Annotated in this window: 23 protein-coding genes; 19 read left to right on the forward strand and 4 right to left on the reverse strand. The window is 62.5% G+C overall.

The window, feature by feature from the left end:
- Positions 1-10: 10 nt before the first annotated feature.
- From ruvA to CKW40_RS17520, 3 genes are all read left to right on the forward strand, one after another.
- Positions 11-631, forward strand: a complete 621-nt coding sequence (ruvA, locus tag CKW40_RS17510) for a Holliday junction branch migration protein RuvA (RefSeq protein ID WP_095201147.1) — start codon at positions 11-13, stop codon at positions 629-631.
- Between the two features lie 43 nt (positions 632-674).
- Complete coding sequence (gene ruvB / locus CKW40_RS17515) at positions 675-1,712, forward strand: Holliday junction branch migration DNA helicase RuvB (protein WP_095201148.1); 1,038 nt, start codon at positions 675-677, stop codon at positions 1,710-1,712.
- A gap of 160 nt (positions 1,713-1,872) precedes the next feature.
- The gene (locus tag CKW40_RS17520; RefSeq protein WP_095201149.1) at positions 1,873-2,769 is read left to right on the forward strand and encodes a metallophosphoesterase; all 897 of its coding nucleotides are present in this window, start codon (positions 1,873-1,875) and stop codon (positions 2,767-2,769) included.
- Positions 2,770-2,791: 22 nt separating this feature from the next.
- On the opposite strand, the gene CKW40_RS17525 is transcribed toward CKW40_RS17520, so the two are convergent.
- Complete coding sequence (locus tag CKW40_RS17525; protein ID WP_095201150.1) at positions 2,792-4,042, reverse strand: glycoside hydrolase family 5 protein; 1,251 nt, start codon at positions 4,040-4,042, stop codon at positions 2,792-2,794.
- Between the two features lie 57 nt (positions 4,043-4,099).
- Between CKW40_RS17525 and ybgC the strand changes: the two genes are divergently transcribed.
- From ybgC to ftsH, 10 genes are all read left to right on the forward strand, one after another.
- Positions 4,100-4,582, forward strand: a complete 483-nt coding sequence (gene ybgC, locus CKW40_RS17530; protein ID WP_095201151.1) for a tol-pal system-associated acyl-CoA thioesterase — start codon at positions 4,100-4,102, stop codon at positions 4,580-4,582.
- A gap of 268 nt (positions 4,583-4,850) precedes the next feature.
- The gene (gene tolQ, locus CKW40_RS17535) at positions 4,851-5,561 is read left to right on the forward strand and encodes a protein TolQ (protein WP_095201152.1); all 711 of its coding nucleotides are present in this window, start codon (positions 4,851-4,853) and stop codon (positions 5,559-5,561) included.
- A gap of 11 nt (positions 5,562-5,572) precedes the next feature.
- Entirely contained in the window at positions 5,573-6,025 is a 453-nt protein-coding gene (gene tolR / locus CKW40_RS17540) for a protein TolR (protein WP_095201153.1), read from the forward strand.
- A gap of 7 nt (positions 6,026-6,032) precedes the next feature.
- Positions 6,033-7,187, forward strand: coding sequence for a cell envelope integrity protein TolA (tolA, locus tag CKW40_RS17545; RefSeq protein WP_095201154.1), 1,155 nt, complete (start codon positions 6,033-6,035; stop codon positions 7,185-7,187).
- 39 nt (positions 7,188-7,226) lie between these two features.
- On the forward strand, positions 7,227-8,537 hold the full coding sequence (gene tolB, locus CKW40_RS17550; protein WP_095201155.1) for a Tol-Pal system beta propeller repeat protein TolB: 1,311 nt from the start codon (positions 7,227-7,229) through the stop codon (positions 8,535-8,537).
- A 34-nt stretch (positions 8,538-8,571) separates the two neighbouring features.
- Complete coding sequence (locus CKW40_RS17555; RefSeq protein ID WP_095201156.1) at positions 8,572-8,949, forward strand: four helix bundle protein; 378 nt, start codon at positions 8,572-8,574, stop codon at positions 8,947-8,949.
- Between the two features lie 236 nt (positions 8,950-9,185).
- Complete coding sequence (pal, locus tag CKW40_RS17560; protein WP_095201157.1) at positions 9,186-9,692, forward strand: peptidoglycan-associated lipoprotein Pal; 507 nt, start codon at positions 9,186-9,188, stop codon at positions 9,690-9,692.
- Positions 9,693-9,905: 213 nt separating this feature from the next.
- Positions 9,906-11,030, forward strand: a complete 1,125-nt coding sequence (gene ybgF, locus CKW40_RS17565) for a tol-pal system protein YbgF (RefSeq protein ID WP_095201158.1) — start codon at positions 9,906-9,908, stop codon at positions 11,028-11,030.
- Positions 11,030-12,424 carry a tRNA lysidine(34) synthetase TilS gene (tilS, locus tag CKW40_RS17570; protein ID WP_095201159.1) on the forward strand — a complete coding sequence of 465 codons (1,395 nt, stop codon included), beginning with the start codon at positions 11,030-11,032 and terminating at the stop codon, positions 12,422-12,424. Before ybgF ends, tilS begins: the two co-directional genes overlap by 1 nt.
- 122 nt (positions 12,425-12,546) lie before the next feature.
- The gene (gene ftsH / locus CKW40_RS17575; protein WP_095201160.1) at positions 12,547-14,475 is read left to right on the forward strand and encodes an ATP-dependent zinc metalloprotease FtsH; all 1,929 of its coding nucleotides are present in this window, start codon (positions 12,547-12,549) and stop codon (positions 14,473-14,475) included.
- 360 nt (positions 14,476-14,835) lie between these two features.
- Here the strand turns inward: ftsH and CKW40_RS17580 are convergent, their stop codons facing one another.
- Both CKW40_RS17580 and CKW40_RS17585 read right to left on the reverse strand, forming a co-directional pair.
- Entirely contained in the window at positions 14,836-15,294 is a 459-nt protein-coding gene (locus CKW40_RS17580; protein WP_095201161.1) for a hypothetical protein, read from the reverse strand.
- Positions 15,295-15,548: 254 nt separating this feature from the next.
- On the reverse strand, positions 15,549-16,388 hold the full coding sequence (locus CKW40_RS17585) for a hypothetical protein (protein ID WP_095201162.1): 840 nt from the start codon (positions 16,386-16,388) through the stop codon (positions 15,549-15,551).
- Positions 16,389-16,757: 369 nt separating this feature from the next.
- Between CKW40_RS17585 and glmM the strand changes: the two genes are divergently transcribed.
- The 5 genes from glmM to serA all read left to right on the forward strand — a co-directional run bounded on the left by glmM (position 16,758) and on the right by serA (position 23,364).
- Positions 16,758-18,110 (forward strand): phosphoglucosamine mutase, encoded by a 1,353-nt coding sequence (gene glmM / locus CKW40_RS17590; protein WP_095201163.1) that lies wholly within the window; start codon positions 16,758-16,760, stop codon positions 18,108-18,110.
- A gap of 248 nt (positions 18,111-18,358) precedes the next feature.
- Entirely contained in the window at positions 18,359-19,192 is an 834-nt protein-coding gene (locus CKW40_RS17595; RefSeq protein WP_095201164.1) for an outer membrane protein, read from the forward strand.
- 345 nt (positions 19,193-19,537) lie between these two features.
- On the forward strand, positions 19,538-20,320 hold the full coding sequence (locus CKW40_RS17600; RefSeq protein ID WP_095201165.1) for an outer membrane protein: 783 nt from the start codon (positions 19,538-19,540) through the stop codon (positions 20,318-20,320).
- A gap of 201 nt (positions 20,321-20,521) precedes the next feature.
- Entirely contained in the window at positions 20,522-21,697 is a 1,176-nt protein-coding gene (locus CKW40_RS17605; RefSeq protein ID WP_095201166.1) for a phosphoserine transaminase, read from the forward strand.
- Positions 21,698-21,762: 65 nt separating this feature from the next.
- Complete coding sequence (serA, locus tag CKW40_RS17610; protein WP_095201167.1) at positions 21,763-23,364, forward strand: phosphoglycerate dehydrogenase; 1,602 nt, start codon at positions 21,763-21,765, stop codon at positions 23,362-23,364.
- A 56-nt stretch (positions 23,365-23,420) separates the two neighbouring features.
- Here the strand turns inward: serA and CKW40_RS17615 are convergent, their stop codons facing one another.
- Positions 23,421-24,332 (reverse strand): DMT family transporter, encoded by a 912-nt coding sequence (locus tag CKW40_RS17615; RefSeq protein ID WP_095201168.1) that lies wholly within the window; start codon positions 24,330-24,332, stop codon positions 23,421-23,423.
- A 213-nt stretch (positions 24,333-24,545) separates the two neighbouring features.
- Here CKW40_RS17615 and CKW40_RS17620 point away from each other — a divergent pair, with 213 nt between their 5' ends.
- Positions 24,546-25,844, forward strand: coding sequence for an adenylosuccinate synthase (locus tag CKW40_RS17620; RefSeq protein WP_010912013.1), 1,299 nt, complete (start codon positions 24,546-24,548; stop codon positions 25,842-25,844).
- Positions 25,845-25,853 lie beyond the last annotated feature (9 nt).

Below are 25,853 nucleotides of genomic sequence, written 5' to 3' on the forward strand. Positions count from 1 at the left end.
GGCTTCAGGTATGATCGGCAAGCTCAAGGGCACGTTGGACGAGATCGACGAGGATCATTGCCTCGTCGACGTGCACGGCGTCGGCTACGTCGCCTATTGCTCGGCGCGGACGCTGGCAACACTGCCTTCGCCCGGCGAAGCGGTGGTGCTGTTTATCGAGACTTATGTGCGCGAGGACATGATCCGGCTGTACGGCTTCCAGTCCGTGTTGGAGCGCGAATGGTTCCGGCTGTTGATGAGCAATGTGCAGGGCGTCGGCGCCAAAGTGGCGCTGGCCATCCTATCGACGCTGGCGCCGGCCGACCTCGCCAATGCCATCGCACTGCGCGACATTGCCATGGTTTCCCGCGCCCCCGGCGTCGGCAAGAAGGTGGCCGAACGCATCGTCACCGAGTTGAAGAACAAGGCGCCGGCCTATGCGGGCACCGCCTCCGGCACCATCGGGCTTAAGCAGGAACTCGGTGAAGGCGTGGCGCCCGCGCCGATCACCGACGCGGTCTCGGCACTGGTCAATCTCGGCTATTCGCGCGACACCGCCGCCAATGCGGTCGCTGCGGCGCTGAAGACCGCGGGCGAGGACGCCGATGCACCGAAGCTGATCCGCTTCGGCCTGAAGGAATTGGCGCGGTGAGGGCTCGCTTGTCCGTTTCCCTGCCATATGCAAGGAAGACAGCATGAGCCTGTCGCCCCGCCTGATCACTCCGGAAAAACGCGGCGAGGATGCCGAGCAGACCTTGCGGCCGCAGACGCTTGCCGACTTTGTCGGCCAGGCGGCGGTGCGGGCCAATCTCAAAGTGTTCATCGAGGCCGCCAAGGGTCGCAACGAGGCGCTCGACCATGTGCTGTTCGTCGGGCCGCCGGGGCTGGGCAAGACGACGCTGGCGCAGATCATGGCACGCGAACTCGGCGTCAATTTCCGCTCGACCTCCGGGCCGGTCATCGCCAAAGCCGGCGATCTCGCCGCGCTGCTCACCAATCTCGAAGAAGGCGACGTGCTGTTCATCGACGAGATCCACCGGCTGAACCCGGCGGTGGAGGAAATCCTCTATCCGGCGATGGAGGATTTCCAGCTCGACCTGATCATCGGCGAGGGACCGGCGGCGCGCTCGGTCAAGATCGACCTTGCCCGTTTCACGCTGGTCGCCGCCACCACGCGTCTCGGCCTGCTCACCAATCCGCTGCGCGACCGGTTCGGCATTCCGGTGCGGCTCAACTTCTACACGGTCGAGGAGCTCGAGCAGATCGTGCGGCGCGGCGCCCGCATCCTGCAAATGCCGCTGGGCGACGACGGCGCGCTGGAGATCGCGCGGCGCGCGCGTGGCACGCCGCGCATCGCGGGGCGGCTGTTGCGCCGCGTGCGCGATTTCGCCTCGGTCGCCGGCGATGGCCATGTCGACCGCGTAATCGCCGACGAGGCATTGACCCGGCTGGAAGTCGACGCGCTCGGCCTCGACGCGCTCGACCGCCGCTATCTCTCGATGATCGCCCGCAATTTCGGCGGCGGTCCGGTCGGCATTGAGACCATCGCCGCCGGCCTGTCCGAGCCGCGCGACGCCATCGAGGACATCATCGAGCCCTATCTGATCCAGCAGGGGTTCATCCAGCGCACGCCGCGCGGCCGCATGCTGACGGCCAATGCCTGGCGTCATCTCGGCCTCGACGCGCCGAAGGACCTGGCACAGCAGCAGATCAACCTGTTCCAGGAAGAATAGCTGCCAAGCGATCCGGCGCGGGTTCCCAGACCAGTGATCAAGCATCCGTGAACGGCTTGCGCAGAATCTGCTCGTCTTTGTCGATTTGCCGGCGCAATCGTGGATTTTATCGGCGCTGTCTCGCGGCATGCCGCCGCGATCCACGTGCCGGGGCCATAGAATGATAACCAGACGCGGGTTCCTGCGCTTCATCGGCGGGTCGTTCCTGACCGCCGCCGCGCTCGGCGCCTATGCGGTCGGCATCGAGCCGATGCTCTTGACGCATGTGAAACGCTATGCGCTGACGCCGCCGCATTGGCCTGACGGCCTGAAGCTGCGGGTTGTCGCGCTCGCCGATATCCATGCCTGCCGGCCCTGGATGACGAAGGAGCATGTTGCCTCGCTCTGCGAAGACGCGAATGCGCTGCAGCCGGACCTGATCGTGCTGTTGGGTGACTATATTGCCGGCATGCCCCTGGTAACGGGGCCGGTGACGCCATCGCAATGGGCCTCCGCACTGTCGGGCCTCAAGGCACCGCTTGGCGTCCTGTCGATCCTTGGCAATCACGATTGGTGGAGCGACGGCTTCGCGCAGCGCGCGGGGGGCGGCCCAACGATAGCGCGCAAGGCCCTCGAGAAGGTCGGTATCCCGGTACTGGAGAACGATGTCGTGCGCCTGGAGAAGGATGGCCATGGCGTCTGGATCGCTGGCCTGGCCGACCAGCTGGCGCTGCTGCCGGCCAGGAGGGGCGACGACTGCAAGGGGCTCGACGATCTCGACAGCACGCTGGCCAAGGTCGGCGACACCGCGCCGATCATCCTGCTTGCCCACGAGCCGGACATTTTTCCGACCGTGCCATGGCGGGTTTCGCTGACCCTGTCGGGCCACACCCATGGCGGACAGGTGCGGCTGTTCGGCTATTCGCCTGTCGTGCCGTCGCGCTTCGGCAATCGCTACGCCTACGGCCATGTCGTCGAGAACGACCGCAATCTGATCGTCTCGGGCGGGCTCGGCTTCAGCATCATGCCGGTGCGTTTCGGCGTGCGGCCGGAGATCCTGCAGATCGATCTCGGTTGATATGAAGGATCGCTTGTCGCCTCTAGGGGAGTGACCGGATCACATCCATCACGTCAGGCTCGGCCTTGTCGCCATTGAAGGCGTCGACAATGCCGAAGGCGCCGCCATAGCCCCACACCGACCATGAGAAGCCGTGCGCCTCGGCGCGTGCGATCATGTCCTTGACATAGGCGGCGCGGTACTCGGCCGGCATCACATAGGCATTGCCGTATTCCTGGCGGATCATGCCGAACTCGCCCAGCGTGATGTTTTCCGGCTTGATGCCATTGGTCTTCGCCCATGCCTCGACCCTGTTGAACGGCGCATCCATCAGGCCAAGCAGCTTTTCGGGGCTGTCCATGCTGGCGACCTGCTCGTCGAGATAGGCCAGCAGGCCGCTCTGCCGTGTCCACGGCGCCTCGGCCTTGATCCGGGCACGGATGGTGTCGAGCGCCACGTCGAGCTGCGCCTTCGGCACGGATGTAAGCGGGTAGGGCAAGCCGGTCACGTAGGGGATAAAATCGCCGGCCCAGGTCGCGCCCTGGTGGGTGAGCAGGAACGGATCATAGGAATGGAAGGTCCAGATGACATTGTCGTCGGGGATCACCTTGGGATCGATCTTTTCCAGGGACGAAGCGGCGGAATAGCAGGCGCCGGTCAGCACCACCGTCAGCTTCGTCGCCGAGGATCGCGCCGCGGCAAACAATTTGCGCTGGCGGTCCGGCCACAGGCTGGTGCCGTCGCTGTCACAATCGACAATCGGTTCGTTCATCAGCTCGAAGGCGACCTTCTTGGGATCTTCGCTGGCCAAAGTGCGACCCATCTTCCGCACCATGTCGACGTAGCGGTCGAAGGTCCGCGCATCCTCCATCACCTCGGCCATGCCGATCTTGCGGCTGCCGCCGGCCGGGATCAGGTGCATATCGACGATCACCTTCAGGCCGGCGCCGTTGATCATGCGCACTGAATCCAGCACGCTGGCATAGAGGTCGTCGCGCAGGGCCTCGGTCTGGTCAGACAGGAAGGGCGAGGGGTCGACAGGCATGCGCAGGAAATCGAAACCTGCTTCCTTGAGCGCCTTGAGATCACCGTCTTTGAGGAATTTGCGCCATTCCGGATAGGGCAGGATGGCCTTGGCGTCGCCCCACTGATCCTCACCGGGCCAGGTGACCCATTGGTCAAGATTGAGGCCGCGCTTCATTGTAAAAGTCGCTGCCTGACTAGGTAGCGCCAAAGCCACCAGCACAAGTAGCGCCGCCATCAAACTCTTGATCATCGCCGTCAACAGTGCCATCCGATGTCATGTCAAGCGCGGAACTGGTGCCTCGCCGCGACTGAAAAAGGAAGCGCAATGGACGATCATGGTGAATCGGCGACGTTGCTGGCCGGGCTTTCCGGCGCGCTGACGGCGTTCGGGCACCGGCTGATGGCGCGGGTCTATTATGCGGACACCGATTTCTCCGGCGTCGTCTACCACGCGCGCTATCTGGAATTCCTCGAGCGTGGCCGCTCCGACTATCTCAGGCTCACCGGCGTGCATCACACGGAACTCGCTGACGGCAAGCATGGCGAGAAGATCGTCTGGGTGGTGCGCCGCATGGAGATCGACTTCCGCAGCCCTGCCCGCATCGACGACATCCTGACTGTCGACACCCGCACCGACACCATTTCCGGCGCGCGCATCTTCATGGCCCAGCAACTCAAGCGCGGCGACGAGGTGCTGGTCGAGGCCAAGGTCGAGGCGGCGATCATCGGCGAGAATGGCCGGCCGAGGCGGTTCCCCAAGGAATGGGTCGCAGCGTTCATGCCCAAGACGCTGCCGACGGCCGATTAGGCGAATTACGCCGCAGGCGACTGTGCTTGTCCCCTAACCGGGCGCGGCAATGCGCCGCGCCTTATTTACTAACCCATCCTTAACCATAACGGTTCATGAAGAGGTTGGTGAAGATTGGCGCTATCCAACGCCTTCCTTTCACCAATATTTGCCCTGAAAAGGCCGCTAACGGCACGGTTTGGGGTGTCCGGTAGCTTCGTGCGAACCGACCACAAGGGATGCCAGGGGCCTGCCGCCAGCTTCGCCCGGAAATCTTAAGGACGTAACGATGGAAAATATCGCACTCGCCGACCCGGGCGCGCAATTGTCGATTTGGTCGCTGTTCATGCAGGCCAGCTGGGTGGTCAAGCTGGTCATGATCGGCCTGCTCTGCGCCTCGGTCTGGACCTGGGCGATCATCATCGACAAGCTGGTTTCCTATGGCCGCATGCGGCTGGCGCTGAACCGCTTCGAGCAGGTCTTCTGGTCCGGACAGTCGCTGGAGGAACTCTACCGCACGCTCGCCGACCGCAAGACGTCAGGCATGGGCGCCATCTTCGTCGCCGCCATGCGCGAGTGGAAGAAGAGCTTCGAGAAGGGCGCCAAGACGCCGCTCGGGCTGCAGACCCGCATCGACAAGGCGATGGACCTGGCGCTGACCCGCGAGATGGAGAAGCTGGAGGGGCGCCTCGGCTTCCTCGCCACGACGGGCTCGGCCGCCCCCTTCATCGGCCTGTTCGGCACGGTCATCGGCATCATGACGTCGTTCCAGGCCATTGCCGGCTCCAAGAACACCAGCCTTGCTGTGGTTGCGCCCGGTATCGCCGAAGCGTTGCTGGCGACGGCCATCGGCCTGCTCGCCGCCATCCCGGCCGTCATCGCCTACAACAAGCTGTCATCGGATGCGAACAAGATCGCTGTGCGCATGGAAGGGTTCTCCGACGAGTTCTCCGCCATACTCTCGCGCCAAATCGATGAAAAAGTCGCGCCCAAGGCCTAGGAGCACAAAAGATGGGTATGTCCGTAGGCATGGCAGGACGCGGCGGGCGCGGCCACAGGCGGCGCGGTCGTCACCATGGGCTGATGTCGGAGATCAACGTCACGCCGATGGTCGACGTCATGCTGGTGCTGCTGATCATCTTCATGGTCGCGGCACCGATGCTGACGGTCGGCGTGCCGATCGACCTGCCGGAAACGAAGGCCAAGGCGATGAATGCCGATACGCAGCCGATCCAAATCTCGATCGACGCCGCTGGCAAGATTCACCTGCAAGAGACCGAAATCCCAGAGGAGGAGTTGGTCGCCAAGTTGCAGGCGATTTCCAAGACCGGCTATGACGAGCGCATCTACATCCGCGGCGACAAAGCGACCAATTATGGCACTGCGCTTAAGGTGATGGGACTCATCCAGGCTGCCGGCTACAAGAATATCGGCCTGATCTCGCTGCAGGAACAGGATCAATAGAGGCCAAATGCGCACCGGTCTTACCTCATCGGTGATCTTGCATACGGTGGCGTTGGCCTTCGGGTTGTTCACGCTGTCGTCGCCGCCTGCCATGCAGGCCGCCGACGTGGAATCGGTGTCGGTCGATATCGTACCGATGGAAGCCGTGGCACAGACGCTGCAAGGCGACAAGAAGGCTGTGATGCATGAAAAACCGGCGCCGCTGCCGACCAAGCGCCCCGATATCGTGCCCGATGCACAAAAGATCGGTGAGAACAGCGTCGATACCGACAAGCCCGTGACGGACGAGGCCAAGCCGAAACCGGTCGAGAAAACAGCGATGGCTGCCCCGGCGCCGACACCGACCGAAAAGCCGAAGACCGAGGACGCGCCGAAGCCAAAGGAAGAGCCGAAGCCGACACCGGCAACGGAAGTGGCGCCGGTTCCGCAGCCGAAGGAAGAGGTCAAGCCCGAGCCGGTGAAGCAGGTGGAACCGAAGCCGACCCCGGCGAAGCCGGCACCGGCGCCGGAGCCGGCCACAACCGCCGCCATCGAACCGAAGCCTGCGATCAAGCCCGACGCGATCGAAGAGGTTATCGATCAGCCGCCACCGCCGGAAGAGGCACAACTGCCGAATTCGGCGCCCGCGCCCGAAGCGCGGCCGAAGCCGCAGCCGGCGCCGGCTGAAAGCGCCAAGACGCCGGACCGCAAGGACGCCGACAAGCCGGTCAAGGAAGCCTCGTCGAAGCCGAAGTCGGAAGACAAGCAATTCGATGAGGGCGCTATCCAGCAGTTGCTCAACCAGCAGAAGCCATCCGGTGGCGGCGGCAAGCGCTCGTCGCAGCAGGCCTCGCTCGGTGGCGAGAAGGATCAGGGTCAGAAGCTATCGAAGTCCGAGCAAGGGGCGCTGGAAGATCAGCTTAAAGGCTGTTGGTCCATTCCGGCGGGCCTCGAAGGCGCGGAAAATTTTGTGGTTGTGATCCAGTTCAATCTAAATGTTTCCGGGAAGCTCGACGGTCGCCCGACCGTGGAGACGTCGAGCGGTAATCGCCAATTCGACGAAAGCGCCGTACGCGCCGTCCAGAAATGCGACATGGCCGGTCTGCAAGTTCCCGCCGGCAAGCATGACATCTGGAACGATGTCGAGGTCACTTTCGATCCAAGAGAGATGCTTGGCCTCTAGGCCGAGAGCTGGAACAGCGAAGAAGAAAAGCGAGAAGACATGAGATCTTTCCTCAATCCGCTCCTGGTGCTTGTAGCCGTGACACTGGGCATAACGGCAGGTTCTGTCGTTCCAGTTCTGGCCAAAGTCGAGCTCAAGGTTACCGGAGGCAACATTGAGCCGCTGCCGATCGCCATCACCGATTTCCAGGGTGGCGATGCGCTTGGCGCCCAGATTTCGCAGATCGTCACCGCCGACCTGAAGCGCTCTGGCCTGTTCGCGCCGATCGACAAGAGCGCCTTCATCGAGAAGATCGCCAATCCGGATGCGCAGCCTCGCTTCGACGACTGGAAAGTGATCAACGCGCAGGCGCTGGTCACCGGCAGTGTCAGCAAGGAGGCCGATGGGCGTATCCGCGCCCAGTACCGGCTATGGGATACATTTGACGGGGTACAGATGTCGGGCGAACAGTTCTTCGCCAACGATGCCAACCAGCGCCGTGTCGCCCACATCATCGCCGACGCCATCTACGAGCGGATCACCGGCGAGAAGGGTTATTTCGACACGCGTGTCGTGTTCATCGACGAGTCCGGTGCCAAGAATGCGCGCAAGAAGCGCCTGGCCATCATGGACCAGGACGGCGCCAATGTCCGCTATCTCTCCGACGGCAAGTCGATCGTGCTGACGCCGCGCTTCTCGCCGAATCGGCAGGAAATCACCTATATGTCGTATGAAAGCGGCCAGCCCAGGGTCTATCTCCTACAGATCGAGACCGGGCAGCGCGAACTGGTCGGCAATTTCCCCGGCATGACCTTTGCGCCGCGCTTCTCGCCCGACGGCCAGAAGGTGATCATGAGCCTGCTGCGCGACGACGGCAATTCCAACATCTTCGCCATGGATTTGCGCAGCCGCTCGACGACGCGGCTGACCAACTCGACCGCCATCGACACCTCGCCCTCCTATTCGCCTGACGGCAGCAAGGTGGTGTTCACCTCCGACCGCGGCGGCCGCGCGCAGATCTATGTGATGGGCGCCGACGGCTCGAGCCAGACCCGCATCTCCTTCGGCGACGGCGTCTATTCGACGCCGGTGTGGTCGCCGCGCGGCGACCTCATCGCCTTCACCAAGCAGACCGGCGGCGAATTCCAGATCGGCGTCATGAAGACCGACGGCTCGGGCGAGCGCATCCTGTCCTCCGGCTTCCAGCAGGAAGGGCCGACCTGGGCACCGAATGGCCGCGTCTTGATGTTCTTCCGCGACTCCAATGGTGGCCCGAAGCTGGTTTCGGTCGACCTCACCGGCCGTAACGAGCAGCCAATCCCGACCTCGAACTTCGCCTCGGACCCGGCTTGGTCGCCGCTTCTTGAATAGGAATTGAAGAACTGACGAGCTGAGGAACTGAGGAATGGAGAAGCCGGGGCGCTTCGTCGAGCGTGCGCGAGACTTAGAAGTCTACAAGCGCGCTTACTCAGCCTCTCTCGAGGTGCATCAAGCCACTCTTGGTTTTCCGAAAATTGAGCAGTATGCGCTGGCCGATCAGTTGCGCCGCTCGAGTAAAGCGATCTGCGCCAATCTGGCTGAAGGATTTGCCAAACAGAGCCACTCCAAAGCCGAATTTGCTCGTTTCGTTTCGATGGCGATCGGGTCATGCAGCGAAGTGGAGACGTGGATATCCTACGCGTTCGATCTTCAATACATCACGCCGTCCCAACTCGACGCTTGGCGACAATCCTATGCCCAAATCCATGGGATGCTCGTGAGCCTTAGAGAGAGGCTGACCTGAACCTTTTCTTCAATTCCTCAGTTCTTCAGTTCCTCAATTCCCTCTTTCTTTCATGTTTTGGCCGCATTTCCGCCTAGGGTCCGCGCCAACTGTGGCTTCATGCCAAACGGCTGCGGACGGGCAGCTAAACCAAATTTTAACCGTGTTTCTTGAATGCCGGTTAACCCAAACGTGGTTACTGGGTGATCAACGAAATCACTCGAATACGATCACTCGAAATACGAAGGAGAGGCGGCATGGGCCGTATCGCAGCACTTACCAGGAACCCGGCCATGATCGCGCTGGTGGCGATGCTCGCCATCACCGGTTGCGCCTCGAAGAAGACGCCAAACAACGCCGCGGACCTTGGCCTCAACGGCGCCGGTGCCGCAACGCCCGGTTCGGCGCAGGATTTCACCGTCAACATAGGCGACCGCATCTTCTTCGATACGGACTCGACCTCGATCCGGGCTGACGCACAGCAGACGCTCTCGCGCCAGGCGCAGTGGCTGAACCAGTACAAGCAGTATGCCATCGTCGTCGAAGGCCATGCCGACGAGCGCGGCACGCGCGAATATAATCTGGCGCTCGGCGCCCGCCGCGCCGCTGCTACCCGCGACTTCCTGGTCTCCAAGGGCGTCGCTTCCAGTCGCCTGAAGACCATTTCCTACGGCAAGGAGCGTCCAGTCGCGGTGTGCGACGACATCTCCTGCTGGTCGCAGAACCGCCGCGCGGTCACCACGCTCAGCGGCGCCGGTTCCTGAGTTGCCCGCGCGTCGGAAGACGCGAGCGCATCGACTGGCAAAAATGCAACACAGCTTCGCGAAAGGCGGCCTCCGGGCCGCCTTTTTCATATCTGGGTGTCCGAAACAAAATTTGGCCGAAGTCTCGCGCCCTGCTATGAGCCGAGGGCGCTTGGCTGGTCCCACTCTGGTTGGAAGGCGCGAAACAGACCAACGACACACGGCGAGAGGCACATGCATTTGAGATCGGTTCTGAGCGGCACGCTTGCGCTGCTGCTCCTATCAGGCGTCACCGCCCCGGCTAGTGGCTTGGGGGCCAGCGGCACAGGGCAATCAACCGACAGCGGCTTTTCCTTCCATCTGCCCAGCATCGAGCTGCCCAGCCTTTTCGGTGAAAAGAAGAAGCCGGATCAGGTCCAGATGGTGCAGTCCGATCCTACTGCCGTCACCAGCCTGGAAGACCAGCTGCGGCAGATGAACGGCAAGATCGAGGAACTTAATTTCCAGGTCCTGCAGATGCAGGAGCAAATCCGCAAGCAGCAGGAAGACAACGAGTTCCGCTTCCAGCAGCTCGAAGGCGGCTCGCAGAGCGGACAGACACCGGCGGCGCCGAAGAAGAAGTCCGACGCAACCACCGACACCAACACCGACGTGGCTGCGGCCCCGGCAACCCAGGCGCCGGCTGATGCCGGCGCCGCTACTGGCAGCGATCAGTCGACCGGCGGCAAGACGGTTGAGGATGTCATCGTCGAATCACCCGATGGCGATCCTGGCAAGGTGATCCCCGGCACGGGAGCACCGGAAAAGACCTTTGGCTCGATCACCGTCGACAAGAACGGCAATGTGATCGATGCCGGCGGCAACACCCAGGCAACCGCGCCGGCGCAAGATATTGCCCCGGCCACCGGCGCTCCGGCCAAGGCAGGCAAGTCCGGCAAGTCCGAGGGCACGGTCGTCGCGGCGCTGCCTTCCACCAAGGACCCGGAAGAACTCTACCGCAATTCCTATCAGTTCATCCTGTCGGGCGATTACAGCACCGCCGAACAGGGTTTCCGCGATCATATCTCGCGCTTCCCCAAGGATGCCAAGACGGCGGACGCGCATTACTGGCTGGGTGAATCGCTGCTTGGCCAGCAGAAATACCGCGACGCGGCCGAAGTCTTCCTCGCCGCCAGCAAGGACTATCCGAAGGCCAAGAAGGCGCCCGACATGCTCCTGAAGCTCGGCGTGTCGCTGGTCGGACTCAAGCAGCACGACGTCGCCTGCGCCACCTTCAGCGAAGTCGGCAAGCGCTACCCCGATATTTCCAATGCACTCAAGGAACGCGTCAAGCAGGAGAAGGCCCTGGCTGCCTGCTGATGCTCGAAACCGAGCCTGATCTTTCGACCAATCTTCTTTCCGAAACGAAGAGTCTTTTTTCGCATATCGATTTTACCCACGGCGCTGTTGCGGCCGTGTCCGGCGGCAGCGACTCGACCGCCCTGCTTCTTCTTCTCAAACAGCATCTCGACCGAACCGCGCCGTCCGCGAAGCTGCTGGCTGTGACGGTCGACCATGGCTTGCGGCAGGGCTCGGCAGCCGAGGCGCAAGCTGTAGCGAAGCTTTGCGCGGAACGCGGCATTGCCCACCACACCCTAGTCTGGGCCGGAAGCAAACCATCGACCGGTCTGCCGGCGGCGGCACGGGAAGCGCGCTACCGGCTGTTGGCCGAGGCGGCGCGAGCGGAAGGCATCGGCCTGATCGTGACCGGCCATACCGCCGACGACCAGGCCGAGACAGTGCTGATGCGGCACGCGCGGGATGAGGGCCGAGAGTTTGCCGACATGGCGGGCCGTGGGCTTGCCGGCATGGCGCCGGCCACTCTCTATGACTGGCGCGAGTGGATCGTTCGCCCGCTTCTGCGCACGCGACGTTCGGCGCTTCGCGATTTCTTGCGGCGTGAGCATGTCGGCTGGGCTGATGATCCGACCAATATCGACGAGGCTTTCGAGCGGCCGCGTGTGCGCGCCGCTCTTGCCGGCGAAACTGTCGGGCGCATCGAGGATGTGCTGCTGCTCGCTGGGCAGGCCGCCGTCGAACGGAGGCAGCTTGGCGCCGGCGCCGCCGATCTGATCCATCGCTTCGCCAGCCAGCCAGCCATCGGCCTTATCCGCCTCGATCCTGCTCTGCTGACCGCGGACGACGACCGGGCGGCCATCTATGCTTTGCGCATCCTGTTGGCCACCGCCGGCGGCGTTGCCTTTCTGCCGGACCAGGCGCGCGGCGAGGCGCTGTTCGGCCGGCTGAAGGCCGGATTTCTTTGCGCCACATTGTCGCGGACCGTGGTCGATTTCCGGCGCGCCGGCCTCTTCCTGCGCCGCGAGGCGCGAGGTTTGCCGCAGGCAGCCACGGTCGCCGACAACACCGTCTGGGACGGCCGCCGCCACATCACATTGAACGACAGGTCAGGCGCATTGTTGATCGCTCCGTTGGGTGCGGCAGCAGCGAAGCGGCTGGCGATCGATGGTGGAGAAACCCCGGCTAGCCTGATGCGCGCCGCACTGGCTGCGGAACCGACATCGCGGCAAGCCCTTGAAAACCCTGGTTTGCCTCAGATCGAACCGGGTTCGCCAGGGTTCGCGGTACGGCCGGTCGTGTCGCCTTTTGCCCGCTTCCTGCCGTCCTTCGATCTGGCGCCGGCGCAGGCCGTCGCCGGGCTGATCGGCGCGTCACCGCTTCCCGCTCCGCCATTGCGCGGCCACAGTGCCGATTGATGGTGGTCGAAAGCTTAACCCAGACGTGCTGTTCTGCTTGGCAAGGGGAGACGCTCTCCCTATGTTAGGCCCAAGTTTCCTCTCATGATGCTGTCCGTGTGCGGACGCCAACGGGACAATTGATGAATCCGAACTATCGCAACCTCGCGCTCTGGGCGATCATAGCGGTCTTGCTCATCGCGCTTTTCAATCTGTTCCAGACGCCGCAGACGCGCGGGGCTTCGAGCGATGTGCCTTATTCGCAGTTCCTGCAGGATGTCGCGGCCGGCCGGGTCAAGACGGTGACCATTGCGGGCGCCCGCATCACCGGCACCTACACCGACAATTCCACCAGCTTCCAGACCTATTCGCCCGGCGATCCCCAGTTGGTCTCGCGGCTGCAGGACAAGAACGTCACCATCAACGCGCGGCCTGAAACCGACGGTTCCAATTCGCTGTTCGGCTATCTGATCTCGTGGCTGCCGATGATCCTCATCCTCGGCGTCTGGATATTCTTCATGCGCCAGATGCAGTCCGGATCCGGGCGCGCCATGGGTTTTGGCAAGTCGAAAGCCAAGCTTCTGACGGAGGCGCATGGCCGCGTCACCTTCCAGGATGTCGCCGGCGTCGACGAAGCCAAGGAAGACCTGGAAGAGATCGTCGAATTCCTGCGCGATCCGCAGAAGTTCCAGCGCCTCGGCGGCAAGATTCCGCGCGGCGTGCTTCTGGTCGGCCCTCCGGGCACCGGCAAGACGCTGCTCGCCCGCTCGGTCGCCGGCGAAGCCAACGTGCCGTTCTTCACCATTTCGGGTTCGGACTTCGTCGAGATGTTCGTCGGCGTCGGCGCCAGCCGCGTGCGTGACATGTTCGACCAGGCCAAGAAGAATGCGCCCTGCATCATCTTCATCGACGAAATCGACGCCGTCGGCCGCCATCGCGGCGCGGGCCTCGGCGGCGGCAATGACGAACGCGAGCAGACGCTGAACCAGCTGCTGGTCGAGATGGATGGTTTCGAATCCAACGAAAGCATCATCCTGATCGCAGCCACCAACCGTCCCGACGTGCTCGATCCCGCGCTGCTCAGGCCGGGCCGTTTCGACCGCCAGGTGGTGGTGCCGAACCCCGACATTGTCGGTCGCGAGAAGATCCTCAAGGTGCATGTGCGCAACGTGCCGCTGGCGCCCAATGTCGACCTCAAGGTCGTGGCACGTGGCACGCCGGGCTTCTCCGGCGCCGACCTGATGAACCTCGTCAACGAATCCGCGCTGATGGCGGCGCGACGCAACAAGCGCCTCGTCACCATGGCCGAGTTTGAGGACGCCAAGGATAAGATCATGATGGGCGCCGAACGCCGTTCGTCGGCCATGACCCAGGCCGAGAAGGAGCTGACCGCCTACCACGAAGCCGGCCACGCCATACTGGCGCTGAACGTGCCGTCGGCCGATCCGCTGCACAAGGCCACCATCATCCCACGTGGCCGGGCGCTTGGCATGGTCATGCAGTTGCCGGAAGGCGACCGCTATTCGATGAGCTACAAATACATGATCTCGCGCCTCGCCATCATGATGGGCGGCCGCGTTGCCGAGGAGTTCAAGTTCGGCAAGGAGAACATCACCTCGGGCGCTTCCTCCGACATAGAGCAGGCAACCAAGCTGGCGCGTGCCATGGTCACGCGCTGGGGCTTCTCCGACAAGCTCGGCCATGTCGCCTATGGCGACAACCAGGAAGAGGTGTTCCTTGGCCATTCGGTGGCGCGCACGCAGAACATCTCGGAAGAGACCGCGCAGATCATCGACGCCGAAGTGCGCCGCCTGATCGACGAGGCCTATTCGACGGCGAAATCCATCCTGACCAAGAAGAAGAAGGAATGGATCGCGCTGGCGCAAGGCCTGCTGGAATACGAGACGCTGTCGGGCGACGAGATCAAGCAGTTGATCGCCGGCGAGAAGCCCGCGCGCGACCTCGGCGACGACACGCCGCCCAGCCGTGGCTCGGCCGTGCCGAAGTCCGGTGGCCGCCGCAAGAAGGGCCCCGAGCCCGAAGGCGGCATGGAGCCACAGCCGTCGAGCTAGACCAGGGCGGTTCACCGTTTCACCGAACGCAGAAGCGCTCTACTATTTCGTTTGACGCTATTTCCCGACGGGATTCAGGCGACGCGCTTCGAGTCTTTGTTTTTATGCATGTCGTTGTCCCCAAAACTGAACCACTTTTGGGCGACATTGCCTCAGGAGACGCGCCGGACGTACGTTGGAGCGTCATCCTCGGGCTTGTCCGGCTTGTCCCGAGAACCTGCCAACGCAACCGAGTTGGCGGTTGCCAACTCATACCGGCGCCCAGATGTCGCCCGACAGCAGATCCTCGGGACAAGCCGAGGATGACGGCTCAACGTCTGCAGGAAAAACGGTGAATTGTTTATCTGCTGTATTCGATTTTTATGATTCAGCTTTCAGCCGCGCATTGCACAGGCTGTAATAACCGCCGCCCTTCTGGATCCAGCGAAGGCCGTTCAACGTACCCGCCTCCTTGTTGCCGTGATAACCCTGCAGACAGGTCTTCATCCGCGCCTTCGCGGGCTTTTCGGTCTTGAACTCGGCGGCGAGGGTGGTCGGGAATGTCACGCCCGCCGGCGCTACAGTGGGGGCGACCGCCGCGCCGGTTTCCTTTTTCGGCTGCGGCGCGGTTTTGACGGTATCCGAGCTGACACTCTCCGCAGCGGACGTCGCGCATTTCTCCTTGCGGAAAGCGGCCCAGTCCATGCCGTTCAGAGTGCCGCCTTCCTTGGCTGTCCGATAGGTCTCGCCGCATTCCTTCATCGTCAGTGCGCTTGCAGGGGCGACGCCCCACGCAACCAATGCCGTCACAGCCAATACCGCCAATTTCAAACTGGACATAAGACCCTCCTGGTTGATAACGAGTTCGATGCCTTTTTGTATACTGTTTGTTCCGCATATGTTCAATCGGAATCTTTGCGAGCTACTTGTAAAGCCTGCCGGTGGGAAGTGTGGGCGGGTTGATGATGCCGGTCGCTCCCGACAGATGCAGATGCGAGCGGAGCCGCAAGCGTCTTCGCGCGCAACAAACGCGCAACAAAAAGGCCCGCGCATCTCACGATGCGCGGGCCTTCTTTCTTCGAACAACTAGGCGATCAGCCTTTCAGCTTGGCGTTGCACAGGCTGTAGAAGCCGCCGCCCTTCTGGATCCACTTCAGGCCGCCAAGCGCGTTGGCGTCCTTGAGGGCATAGTACTGGTCGAGGCAGGTGTGCATGCGGCCCTTTCCGGGGGTCTCGCTGGCATATTTCGGCGAAATCGCGGACGGGAAGGTGACGCCCTTGGGCGCAACCGTCGTCGGCTTTGCCGGCTCCTTGGTGTAATTTGCCTCGCTCGGAGCAGGCACGCTGTCGTCATCCGAGGCAGCGGCGCCGCATTCGGCCTTGCGGAAGTCGTTCCACTTCTGGCCCTTCAGCGTGTTGGCCGTCTTGGCGGCCTGATACTTGGCGCTGCACTCGGCCATGGTCAGGCCCTTGCCGTCGGCGGGAGCCGCGGCGGCCTTGGTGGTTGCCGGCTTGGTGGTGTCGGCGGCGGCGGATGCGCCGGCGGCGCATTCAGCCTTGCGGAAGTCGTTCCACTTCATGCCGTTCAACGTGCCGGCGGCCTTCGCCGCCTGGTACTTGGCGCTGCATTCCTTGGCCGTCAGGCCCTTGGCCGTGCTGTCGGCCGCAGCAGCAGCTGGCTTGGTGGTCTTGACCGGCTTGGTTTCAGCAGCCTTCTTCGTGTCGGCCGGCTTGGTGTCCGTGGTGGCGGCGGCATCGGTGCCGCACTGTGCCTTGCGGAACTGGTTCCAGGTCTGTCCGGCAAGTGTCCCCGCATCCTTGGCGGCGTTATACTTCGTGCTGCATTCGGCCATCGTCAACGCGTTGGCTGGCGCAGCCAGGAACAACGTCGCTACGGCAAGGCCGGTCAAAGTGGCAAGTCGGTGGATGAGCATAGCGTTTCTCCGTTGCAGCAGCCCATTATACGTCCCTGCGAATCAATAACGCTCAACGATCGGTTGCGCCAGATGCTAAGTGAGGTATATATCGCCGGAAGCTCGGTCCTCCCGATAAGGTGATGAAATCATTGTCCCTTATCGGGTTAAAAACAAGATTTTCCGCGTGCATCTGCGCCGAATAGCTCGCAGAACTGGTATATTGCAGTGCCACAGTGCCAGCATGTTGGGTTGCGGCCTTGTTGTGTGCAGCGCACAACAATGATTTTCTAAGGATTGGTAACATATAATCACACAATGTGATCATGGCGCATCGGCCAATTGTGGCATGAGATGCCGGCAAAAGAACCGTCAGGGACTCTAACTAGCATGGCAGGAAATTACTTCGGCACCGACGGCATTCGCGGGCGCGCCAACAAGTTTCCGATGACCGCTGAAATCGCCATGCGTGTCGGCATGGCCGCCGGCCTTTCCTTCCAGCGTGGCAGCCACCGCCATCGTGTCGTTCTCGGCAAGGACACCAGGCTCTCCGGCTACATGATCGAGAATGCGATGGTGGCCGGCCTTTGCGCCGCCGGCATGGACGTGTTCCTGCTCGGCCCGATCCCGACCCCGGCCGTTGCCATGCTGGTGCGTTCATTGCGCGCCGATATCGGCGTCATGATCTCGGCTTCGCACAACCCCTATTACGACAATGGCATCAAGCTGTTCGGGCCGGACGGCTACAAGCTTTCCGACGAGATCGAAGAGCGCATCGAGAGCATGCTCGACAAGGATATCGATCTGGCACTCGCCGATTCCGACGGGCTTGGCCGCGCCAAGCGCGTCGACGGCGTGCATGACCGCTATATCGAATTCGCCAAGCGCACCTTGCCGCGCTCGATGTCGCTTTCGGGCCTCAGGATCGTCGTCGATTGCGCCAATGGCGCCGCCTACAAGGTGGCGCCCGAGGCGCTGTGGGAGCTTGGCGCCGAGGTCGTGGCCATCAATGTCGAGCCCAACGGCTTCAACATCAACAAGGAATGCGGGTCGACCCATCCGGCGGGCCTGCAGAAGAAAGTGCACGAAGTGCGCGCCGATATCGGCATTGCGCTCGATGGTGATGCCGACCGCGTCGTCATCGTCGACGAGAATGGCGCGATCGTCGATGGCGACCAGATTATGGCGCTGATCGCCGAGTCCTGGCACCAGAGCGGACGGCTTGCCGGCGGCGGCGTGGTTTCGACGGTCATGTCCAATCTCGGCCTCGAACGCTTCCTCGGCGACATGAAGCTGCAATTGCACCGTACCAAGGTCGGCGACCGCTACGTCGTGGAGCACATGCGTGCGCACGGGCTCAATGTCGGCGGCGAGCAGTCGGGCCACATCGTGCTGTCGGATTTCTCGACCACCGGTGATGGCCTCGTGTCGGCGCTGCAGGTGCTGGCCTGCATCAAGCGCCAGGGCCGTCCGGTCAGCGAACTGTCGAAGAAGTTCGAACCGGTGCCGCAACTCCTGAAGAATGTCCGTATCGCCGGCGGCAAGCCGCTCGAGGAAGCTCCGGTCAAAGCCGCCATCGAGGATGCACGCCACCGTCTCGGCAAGGCCGGGCGGCTGGTCATCCGTCCGTCCGGCACCGAGCCGCTGATCCGCGTCATGGCCGAGGGTGACGATCCGCAGCTGGTCGAGGCAGTCGTCAACGACATCGTCGAGGTCATTTCGGAGACCCGCAGCGCCGCCTGATCTCCGGCGCGCCCGCAGCGCGCCGCTCCGCTCCGGTTGCATCGAAGCCCGCCCTTCCGGCGGGCTTTTTGTTGGCCGGGAATCGGGCCCAGACTGTCGAAATCATCCCCGAATCCCTCGAATTTTAGAGATTCGTGGTTAATCGACAGGGTTAAACGCCTTTTAACTTTTCCAATTCATTATCCACGCTTGAAAGCCAATCTCATTCGGACGCGATCGCGTTCCGAGGGTTCCTAGGGGTGACAAGCATGTTCAATACAGCAAGAAAGGCCCTGTTCGCGCTGCTGTTCGCGGGCCTGGCCTGGCCAGTGTTCGCAGCCGACCTGCCTGAGCCGCAGGTCGAAGAGGCACCGCCGCCGGTTTACGAGCAGCCGGTCGATGTCGGTGGCTGGTACATCCGTGGCGACCTCGACTATCACAAGTCGTACGTGAGCGGCATCGACTACATGACCTACACCGTCGATCCCTGTAATTGTACGGTGACGCCGGGCGGTAAGAGTTTCGACTACGGCAAGCTCAAGGGCGGTTTCTCGCTCGGGGGCGGCGTCGGCTACAAGATCAGCGATCATCTGCGCGCTGACGTGACCGCCGACTACTGGTTCAAGTCGAACTTCAACGGCGGTACCTCGGATCTCGTCTCGACCTCGACCGAAGTGTCGAAGATGAGCGCCCTTCTGCTCCTCGCCAACGCCTATGTCGATATCGGCACCTGGCACGGCATCACGCCTTATGTCGGCGCCGGTATCGGTGGCGCGCACGTCAAGTGGGATACTGTCAGTGACCCGAACACCACTGAGACCAACCCCGGAGCATCCAACTGGCGCTTCGCCTATGCTCTGATGGCCGGTGCCTCATACTGCTTGACCGATAAGATCATCCTCGATGCAGGTTATCGCTTCTCCCATATCCAGGGCGGCCGCATGTTCGAATGGGATGTGACCAGCTCCGGCCCGGGCTTCGACCGCGGCATCAACACCCACGAGGTGCGCGGCGGCCTGCGCTATCAGTTCGGTGGCAACAATGGGTGCGCGGCACCGGTGGTGGCCTACCAGCCCGAACCTGAGCCGATCTACACCAAGTAAGAACTTTACGACCTCGAATATACGCGAACCGCCCGGCTTGACCGGGCGGTTTTCGTTTGTGCTGTCGCCAATGAAGTGCCTAAAGCGCGTCGCGTTGATACGGATCCATGCGACGCGCTTTAGGTCTTTGTTCTTATGCATGTCGTTCTCCCAAAACCGAAGGTCACTTTTGGGCGACATGCATTAGAAAGCCAGGTCAATTTAGGGCGTCATGCATTAGCTGAAATGAATTCGCTAACGCTCTGTTAGCCTTAACCGTGACTTAACCACTATGGTTAACAATGCTTCCTGAAACGATGGCTGCCGTGTTGATTGCAGGTGTCGCCAAATCCGGGAGTCGGGACCATGACACTCACATCGCGTATTGTGCTGGCGCTTGCCGGACTCGGCCTCTTGCCGCTGACACCGGCATTCGCCGCCGACTACGATCCGCCGATCTACGCCGACCAGGCGCCCGACTATGTGCCGGTCGAGGTCGGCTCCGGCTGGTATCTGCGCGGCGACGTCTCCTATCTGGTGCAGAAGAGCTTCAAAAATGGGGATTTCACCTTCCCGTCAACGATCAACAATGAAAGCTTTGGTGAGAGCGAAGACGCATATTTCGCGAGCGTAGGCTTCGGATATCATTTCAACGATTACCTCCGCGCCGATCTCAACTTCGGCTATTTGCCGGGTAACAACGCCAGCTTCAGCTATGACGATTCAGCCGTCGTCGCACTGCCGACATTTCCGACCCAGGGATCGGGATCGCTGAAGAACTATGCCTTCTCGGGGATACTCAATGGCTATGTCGATCTCGGCACATATGTCGGAATCACGCCTTATCTCGGCGCCGGTATCGGTGTCGTCCGCAGCACGCACAAGCTTTCTGCGAGTTACACGGACAACAATGCCCCCGCCAACAGTTTCAACCTGCAGGACAATAAGACGAAATACTCCTTGGCCTATACGCTGAATGCGGGCCTTGCCTATCAGGTGACGAAGAACGTTTCCGTCGATCTCGGCTATCAGTATTTCTCCGCCCCGGATGCCGAATATGTGACGGCCGAAAGCCTGACCTCCTTTCCGGTCAAGAAGGGGATCAGCAATCACCAGGTCAAGCTCGGGCTGCGCTACGATCTCTGGTAGGCCTAGGGCAAATCGGGACTTTAGCGGCGGATCCCTGAGGTCCGCCGTTTGCGTTTGAAATCACGCGATCCTGACCGCGGACCATCAGTATCCCGGCAGCGACAAAAACTTTCCTCTTGACGCCCGAGGCCTGAACGCATATCGCCGTCCGTGGGCCACCCCTCCCCAACGAGGGGCCACTATCTGGAAGGATAGACCACAATGACGACGCATACGAAGCCCGGACTCCGTCCGACAAACCCCAATTTTTCTTCAGGTCCCTGCGCAAAGCGTCCCGGCTGGTCGGTCGAGGCGCTCAAAAATGCTGCGCTCGGCCGTTCCCATCGCGCCAAGATCGGCAAGACCAAGCTCGAACAGGCGATCGAGCTGACGCGCGAAATCCTCCAGGTTCCGGCCGACTACCGCATCGGCATCGTGCCGGCGTCGGACACCGGCGCTGTCGAGATGGCGCTGTGGTCGCTGCTCGGCGAGCGCGGCGTCGACATGGTCGCCTGGGAGAGCTTCGGCTCCGGCTGGGTCACCGACGTGGTCAAGCAGTTGAAGCTGCCCGACGTGCGCAAGCTCGAGGCCGGCTATGGCGAATTGCCGGATCTGGCCAAGATCGATTTCGACCGTGACGTGGTCTTCACTTGGAACGGCACCACGTCGGGCGTGCGCGTGCCGAACGGTGATTTCATTCCCGCCGACCGCAAGGGCCTGACCATCTGCGACGCGACGTCGGCGGCGTTTGCGCAGAGGCTCGATTTCGAAAAGCTCGATGTCGTCACCTTCTCCTGGCAGAAGGTTTTGGGCGGCGAGGGCGCGCATGGCATGCTGATCCTGTCGCCCCGCGCTGTCGCGCGGCTGGAGAGCTACAAACCTGCATGGCCGCTGCCGAAAATCTTCCGCCTGACCTCGGGCGGCAAGCTGATCGAGGGCATCTTCAAGGGCGAGACCATCAACACGCCGTCGATGCTGTGCGTTGAAGACTATCTCGACGCGCTCCAATGGGCGAAGTCGATCGGCGGCCTCGATGCGTTGATTGCCAGAGCAGATGCCAATGCCGCCGTGCTCGACGGTTTTGTCGACAAGTCGTCATGGCTCGGCCATCTCGCAGTCGATCCGGCGACGCGGTCGAACACGTCCGTCTGCCTGTCCTTCACCGATCCCGATGTGGCGGCGCTCGACGCCGACGGGCAGGCGGCTTTCGCCAAGGGGCTGGTCTCGGCACTCGACAAGGAAGGCGTCGCCTATGACATCGGCTCCTACCGCGACGCGCCTCCCGGCCTGCGCATTTGGTGTGGCGCGACGGTCGAAACGTCAGATCTCGAAGCGCTGCTGCCCTGGCTCGACTGGGCCTTCGCCGCGCAGAAGGCGTCGCTGAAAGCGGCGGCCTGAGACTCTCCGTGGCGGCCTGCGGGCCGCCCATTCCCGGATCAATCCCTATTTTCAAGGAGGCCGCCATGGCGCCCCGCGTTCTCGTCTCTGATAAACTTTCTCCCACCGCCGTGCAGATCTTCAAGGATCGCGGCGTCGAGGTCGACTATCTGCCCGACCTCGGCAAGGACAAGGAAAAGCTGCTCGAAGTGATCGGCCAGTATGACGGCCTCGCCATCCGCTCGGCGACCAAGGTCACCGAGAAGCTGATCAACGCCGCCCCGAACCTCAAGGTCATCGGCCGCGCCGGCATCGGCGTCGACAATGTCGATATCCCGGCGGCGAGCCGCAAGGGTATCATCGTGATGAACACGCCCTTCGGCAATTCGATCACGACGGCCGAACATGCGGTCGCGATGATCTTCGCGCTGGCGCGACAGATCCCGGAGGCCAACGCCTCGACCCATGCCGGCAAGTGGGAGAAGAACCGCTTCATGGGGGTCGAGATCACCGGCAAGACGCTGGGCGTCGTCGGCTGCGGCAATATCGGTTCGATCGTGGCGACGCGCGGCGTCGGCCTGAAGATGCATGTCGTCGCCTTCGACCCGTTCCTGTCGGACAAGCGTGCCGAGGAGCTCGGCGTCGACAAGGTCGAGCTCGACGAGCTGTTCGCCCGCGCGGATTTCATCACGCTGCACACGCCGCTGACCGACAAGACGCGCAACATCATCGATGCCGCGGCAATCGCCAAGATGAAGAATGGCGTGCGCATCATCAATTGCGCGCGCGGCGGGCTGGTCGTCGAGGCCGATCTGATCGCGGCGCTGAAGAGCGGCAAGGTGGCGGGTGCCGGCATCGACGTGTTCGAGGTCGAACCGGCCGAACAGAACGCGCTGTTCGGCATGGAAAACGTGGTGGCGACGCCGCATCTCGGCGCCTCGACGGCGGAAGCGCAGGAGAATGTCGCACTGCAGGTCGCCGAGCAGATGGCCGATTATCTGATCAAGGGTGCGGTCTCCAACGCCATCAACATGCCGTCGATCACGGCGGAAGAAGCGCCGCGGCTGAAGCCCTTCGTCAAGCTCGCCGAAGTGCTCGGCGCCTTTGTCGGCCAGGTCACCGAGGATCCGATCAAGGAGGTCGAAATCCTGTTCGACGGTTCGACCGCGACGATGAACACGCGCGCGCTGATCAGTGCCACCCTTGCCGGATTGATCAGGCCGCAGGTCGCCGACGTCAACATGGTGTCGGCGCCGATCATGGTGAAAGAGCGTGGCATCATCGTCGCCGAGGTCAAGCGCGACAAGTCGGGCGTCTTCGACGGCTACATCAAGCTCACCGTCAAGACCGAGCACATGACGCGGTCGATCGCCGGCACCTGCTTCTCGGACGGCAAGCCGCGCTTCATCCAGATCAAGGGCATCAACCTCGACGCCGAGGTCGGCCAGCACATGCTCTACACGACCAATGCCGACGCGCCCGGTATCATCGGTCTGCTCGGCACGGTGTGCGGCGAGAACGGCGTCAACATCGCCAACTTCCAGCTTGGCCGCAATCGGCCGGGCGGCGACGCCATCGCGCTGCTCTATCTCGATGCGCCGTTCCCGGAAAAGGTGCTGGAGCAGGTGCGGGCGCACAAGTCGATCGACTCGGCCAAGCGGCTGCAGTTCGACGTCGGCGGGATCTGATCCCGGCTTTTTTGCCAAGATCGGAAGGCGTGGCGTTTGCCGCGCCTTCTTGCTGCTCAGCGCGCCCTGGCCGGCGGGGTCATCGCCATCTTGCGCCCGCTGTATTCGGCAAGACCGATGCCGCCCAGCACGAGCACAAGCGCCAGTGCCTGATAGAGCTGGAACGTCTCGCCGACGATCAGCACCGAAAGCAGCGTGCCAAAGATCGGCACCAGATTGATGAACAGGCCGGCGCGGTTGGCGCCGATCAGTTCGTTGCCCCTGATGTACGTTATCTGCGAGATGACCGAGGCGCCGATCGCGGTGTAGACGATGACCGTCCAGCCGCGCGCGTCTGGCACGATGACCTTGCCGGCAGCGACCTCCCACAGCAAGAAGGGCAGCGAGGTGATGAGCGCGGCGATCGACATGGCCAGCATCAGGCTCTGCCAGCGCATCGCCGGCTTCAGCCGCAAGCCGACCGAATAGCCGCTGTAAAGGATGACCGCCACAAGCATGATGGCGTCGCCGAAATTGAGCTCCAGTGTCAGCAGCCGGCGCGGGTCGCCGTGGCAAGCGGTCAGGATGACGCCGGCAATGGTCAGCACGACGCCTGCGATCTGCGCCCAGTTCACGCGCAGCCGGAAGAAGATGAAATTGGCAACGATGATCAGGATCGGCATCGCCGCCTGTTCGATCGAGACGTTGATCGCGGTCGTGTAGTTGAGCGCCGTGTAGAAGATCACGTTGAACAGCGTGAAGCCACTGGCGCCGAGTGCCGCCAGGATGAGCCAGTGCCGGCGCACCACTGGCCAGTCCTCCTGGATCGTGCGCCAGCCGATCGGCAGCAGGATCGCCACCGCCAGCACCCAGCGCAGGAACACCAGCATCATCGGCGAGACATGATCGACCGCGAGCTTGCCGGCCACCGAATTGCCGCCCCACAGCAAGGTGGTGAGCAGCAGGAATAAGTAGGCGTGTCGATGCATCGCGCGATTCCGGCCGCGGCGGATGCGCTGCGGTGTTTGCCGGCCTATTGCCCCCGTCAGTCCAAGTAAATGATGTCAAAGCCGAAAATTGTTGTGCCTCAGGGCATTTTCGGCGGCAAAGAAAGGTCGCACTCGCGAGGTCTTGACGCTATAGAGGCCTGTCGTTTCGAACCATATCCAAGCCGCTCGGCGGCGTCTCAAGGGAAAAGAAACATGGCCAATGTGGTGGTCGTCGGCTCGCAATGGGGCGACGAAGGCAAGGGCAAGATCGTCGACTGGCTGTCGGAGCGCGCCGATGTCGTGGTGCGTTTCCAGGGCGGCCACAATGCCGGCCACACGCTGGTCGTCGACGGCAAGGTCTACAAGCTGTCGCTGTTGCCGTCCGGCGTCGTGCGGCAAGGCAAGCTGTCCATCATCGGCAATGGCGTCGTCTTCGACCCGCATGCTTTCGTGGCGGAAGTGGCGAAGCTCAAGGCGCAGGGTGTCGAGGTGACGCCGGATCGCCTGAAAATAGCCGAAAACACAGCGCTTATCCTGTCGCTGCACCGGGAGCTGGACGGATTCCGCGAGGACGCCGCCTCAAATTCCGGGACGAAGATCGGCACGACCCGCCGGGGCATTGGTCCGGCCTATGAGGACAAGGTGGGTCGGCGTGCGGTGCGGGTGATGGATCTGGCGGATTTGGAAACGCTTCCCCTGAAGGTCGACAGGCTGCTGACGCACCACAATGCGCTGCGCCGCGGGCTTGGCCATGGCGAAGTCACGCATGACGCGATCATGGCGGAATTGACCTCGGTCGCGGACGAGATCCTGCCCTATATGGACCGTGTCTGGAAGATACTCGACGACAAGCGCCGCGCCGGCGAGCGCATCCTGTTCGAGGGCGCACAAGGCACGCTGCTCGATATCGACCACGGCACGTATCCGTTCGTCACCTCGTCCAACACGGTGGCCGGGCAGGCCGCCGCCGGCTCTGGCGTCGGTCCGGGCGCCATCGGTTATGTGCTCGGCATCACGAAGGCCTACACGACGCGCGTCGGCGAAGGTCCATTCCCGACCGAACAGAAGAACGAGATCGGCGAATTCCTCGGCACGCGCGGCCATGAATTCGGCGTCGTCACCGGGCGCAAGCGCCGCTGTGGCTGGTTCGACGCGGTGCTGGTGCGCCAGGCCGTCGCCGTCAACGGCATCAAGGGCATCGCGCTGACCAAGCTCGACGTGCTCGACGGGCTGGACGAGATCAAGGTCTGCACCGGCTACCGCCTCGACGGCGAGATGATCGACTATTTGCCGGCCAGCCAGGGCGCGCAGGCCCGTGTCGAACCGGTCTATGAGACGCTGGAGGGGTGGAAAGGCACCACTGCCGGCGCGCGCAGCTGGAACGATCTTCCGGCCCAGGCCGTCAAATATGTCCGGTACATAGAGGAGTTGATCGGTGCGCCGGTCGCCCTCCTCTCCACCAGCCCGGAACGGGACGACACGATACTTGTGACCGATCCGTTTCAAGACTAGTTTCTGAAG

This window comes from Mesorhizobium carmichaelinearum, assembly GCF_900199455.1.
GTDB classification, from domain to species: domain Bacteria; phylum Pseudomonadota; class Alphaproteobacteria; order Rhizobiales; family Rhizobiaceae; genus Mesorhizobium; species Mesorhizobium carmichaelinearum.

Excerpts from the sequence above, each read along its gene's own strand:
- CKW40_RS17585 (WP_095201162.1), bottom strand. The coding sequence starts at position 16,388 with ATGCTCATCCACCGACTTGCCACTTTGACCGGCCTTGCCGTAGCGACG.
- ruvB (WP_095201148.1), top strand. The coding sequence starts at position 675 with ATGAGCCTGTCGCCCCGCCTGATCACTCCGGAAAAACGCGGCGAGGAT.
- CKW40_RS17615 (WP_095201168.1), bottom strand. The coding sequence starts at position 24,332 with ATGCATCGACACGCCTACTTATTCCTGCTGCTCACCACCTTGCTGTGG.
- tolQ (WP_095201152.1), top strand. The coding sequence starts at position 4,851 with ATGGAAAATATCGCACTCGCCGACCCGGGCGCGCAATTGTCGATTTGG.
- ruvA (WP_095201147.1), top strand. The coding sequence starts at position 11 with ATGATCGGCAAGCTCAAGGGCACGTTGGACGAGATCGACGAGGATCAT.
- tolA (WP_095201154.1), top strand. The coding sequence starts at position 6,033 with ATGCGCACCGGTCTTACCTCATCGGTGATCTTGCATACGGTGGCGTTG.
- tilS (WP_095201159.1), top strand. The coding sequence starts at position 11,030 with ATGCTCGAAACCGAGCCTGATCTTTCGACCAATCTTCTTTCCGAAACG.
- ybgF (WP_095201158.1), top strand. The coding sequence starts at position 9,906 with ATGCATTTGAGATCGGTTCTGAGCGGCACGCTTGCGCTGCTGCTCCTA.
- pal (WP_095201157.1), top strand. The coding sequence starts at position 9,186 with ATGGGCCGTATCGCAGCACTTACCAGGAACCCGGCCATGATCGCGCTG.
- CKW40_RS17605 (WP_095201166.1), top strand. The coding sequence starts at position 20,522 with ATGACGACGCATACGAAGCCCGGACTCCGTCCGACAAACCCCAATTTT.
- tolB (WP_095201155.1), top strand. The coding sequence starts at position 7,227 with ATGAGATCTTTCCTCAATCCGCTCCTGGTGCTTGTAGCCGTGACACTG.
- CKW40_RS17595 (WP_095201164.1), top strand. The coding sequence starts at position 18,359 with ATGTTCAATACAGCAAGAAAGGCCCTGTTCGCGCTGCTGTTCGCGGGC.
- CKW40_RS17555 (WP_095201156.1), top strand. The coding sequence starts at position 8,572 with ATGGAGAAGCCGGGGCGCTTCGTCGAGCGTGCGCGAGACTTAGAAGTC.
- glmM (WP_095201163.1), top strand. The coding sequence starts at position 16,758 with ATGGCAGGAAATTACTTCGGCACCGACGGCATTCGCGGGCGCGCCAAC.
- CKW40_RS17600 (WP_095201165.1), top strand. The coding sequence starts at position 19,538 with ATGACACTCACATCGCGTATTGTGCTGGCGCTTGCCGGACTCGGCCTC.
- CKW40_RS17620 (WP_010912013.1), top strand. The coding sequence starts at position 24,546 with ATGGCCAATGTGGTGGTCGTCGGCTCGCAATGGGGCGACGAAGGCAAG.
- CKW40_RS17525 (WP_095201150.1), bottom strand. The coding sequence starts at position 4,042 with ATGGCACTGTTGACGGCGATGATCAAGAGTTTGATGGCGGCGCTACTT.
- ftsH (WP_095201160.1), top strand. The coding sequence starts at position 12,547 with ATGAATCCGAACTATCGCAACCTCGCGCTCTGGGCGATCATAGCGGTC.
- ybgC (WP_095201151.1), top strand. The coding sequence starts at position 4,100 with ATGGACGATCATGGTGAATCGGCGACGTTGCTGGCCGGGCTTTCCGGC.
- tolR (WP_095201153.1), top strand. The coding sequence starts at position 5,573 with ATGGGTATGTCCGTAGGCATGGCAGGACGCGGCGGGCGCGGCCACAGG.
- CKW40_RS17520 (WP_095201149.1), top strand. The coding sequence starts at position 1,873 with ATGATAACCAGACGCGGGTTCCTGCGCTTCATCGGCGGGTCGTTCCTG.
- CKW40_RS17580 (WP_095201161.1), bottom strand. The coding sequence starts at position 15,294 with ATGTCCAGTTTGAAATTGGCGGTATTGGCTGTGACGGCATTGGTTGCG.
- serA (WP_095201167.1), top strand. The coding sequence starts at position 21,763 with ATGGCGCCCCGCGTTCTCGTCTCTGATAAACTTTCTCCCACCGCCGTG.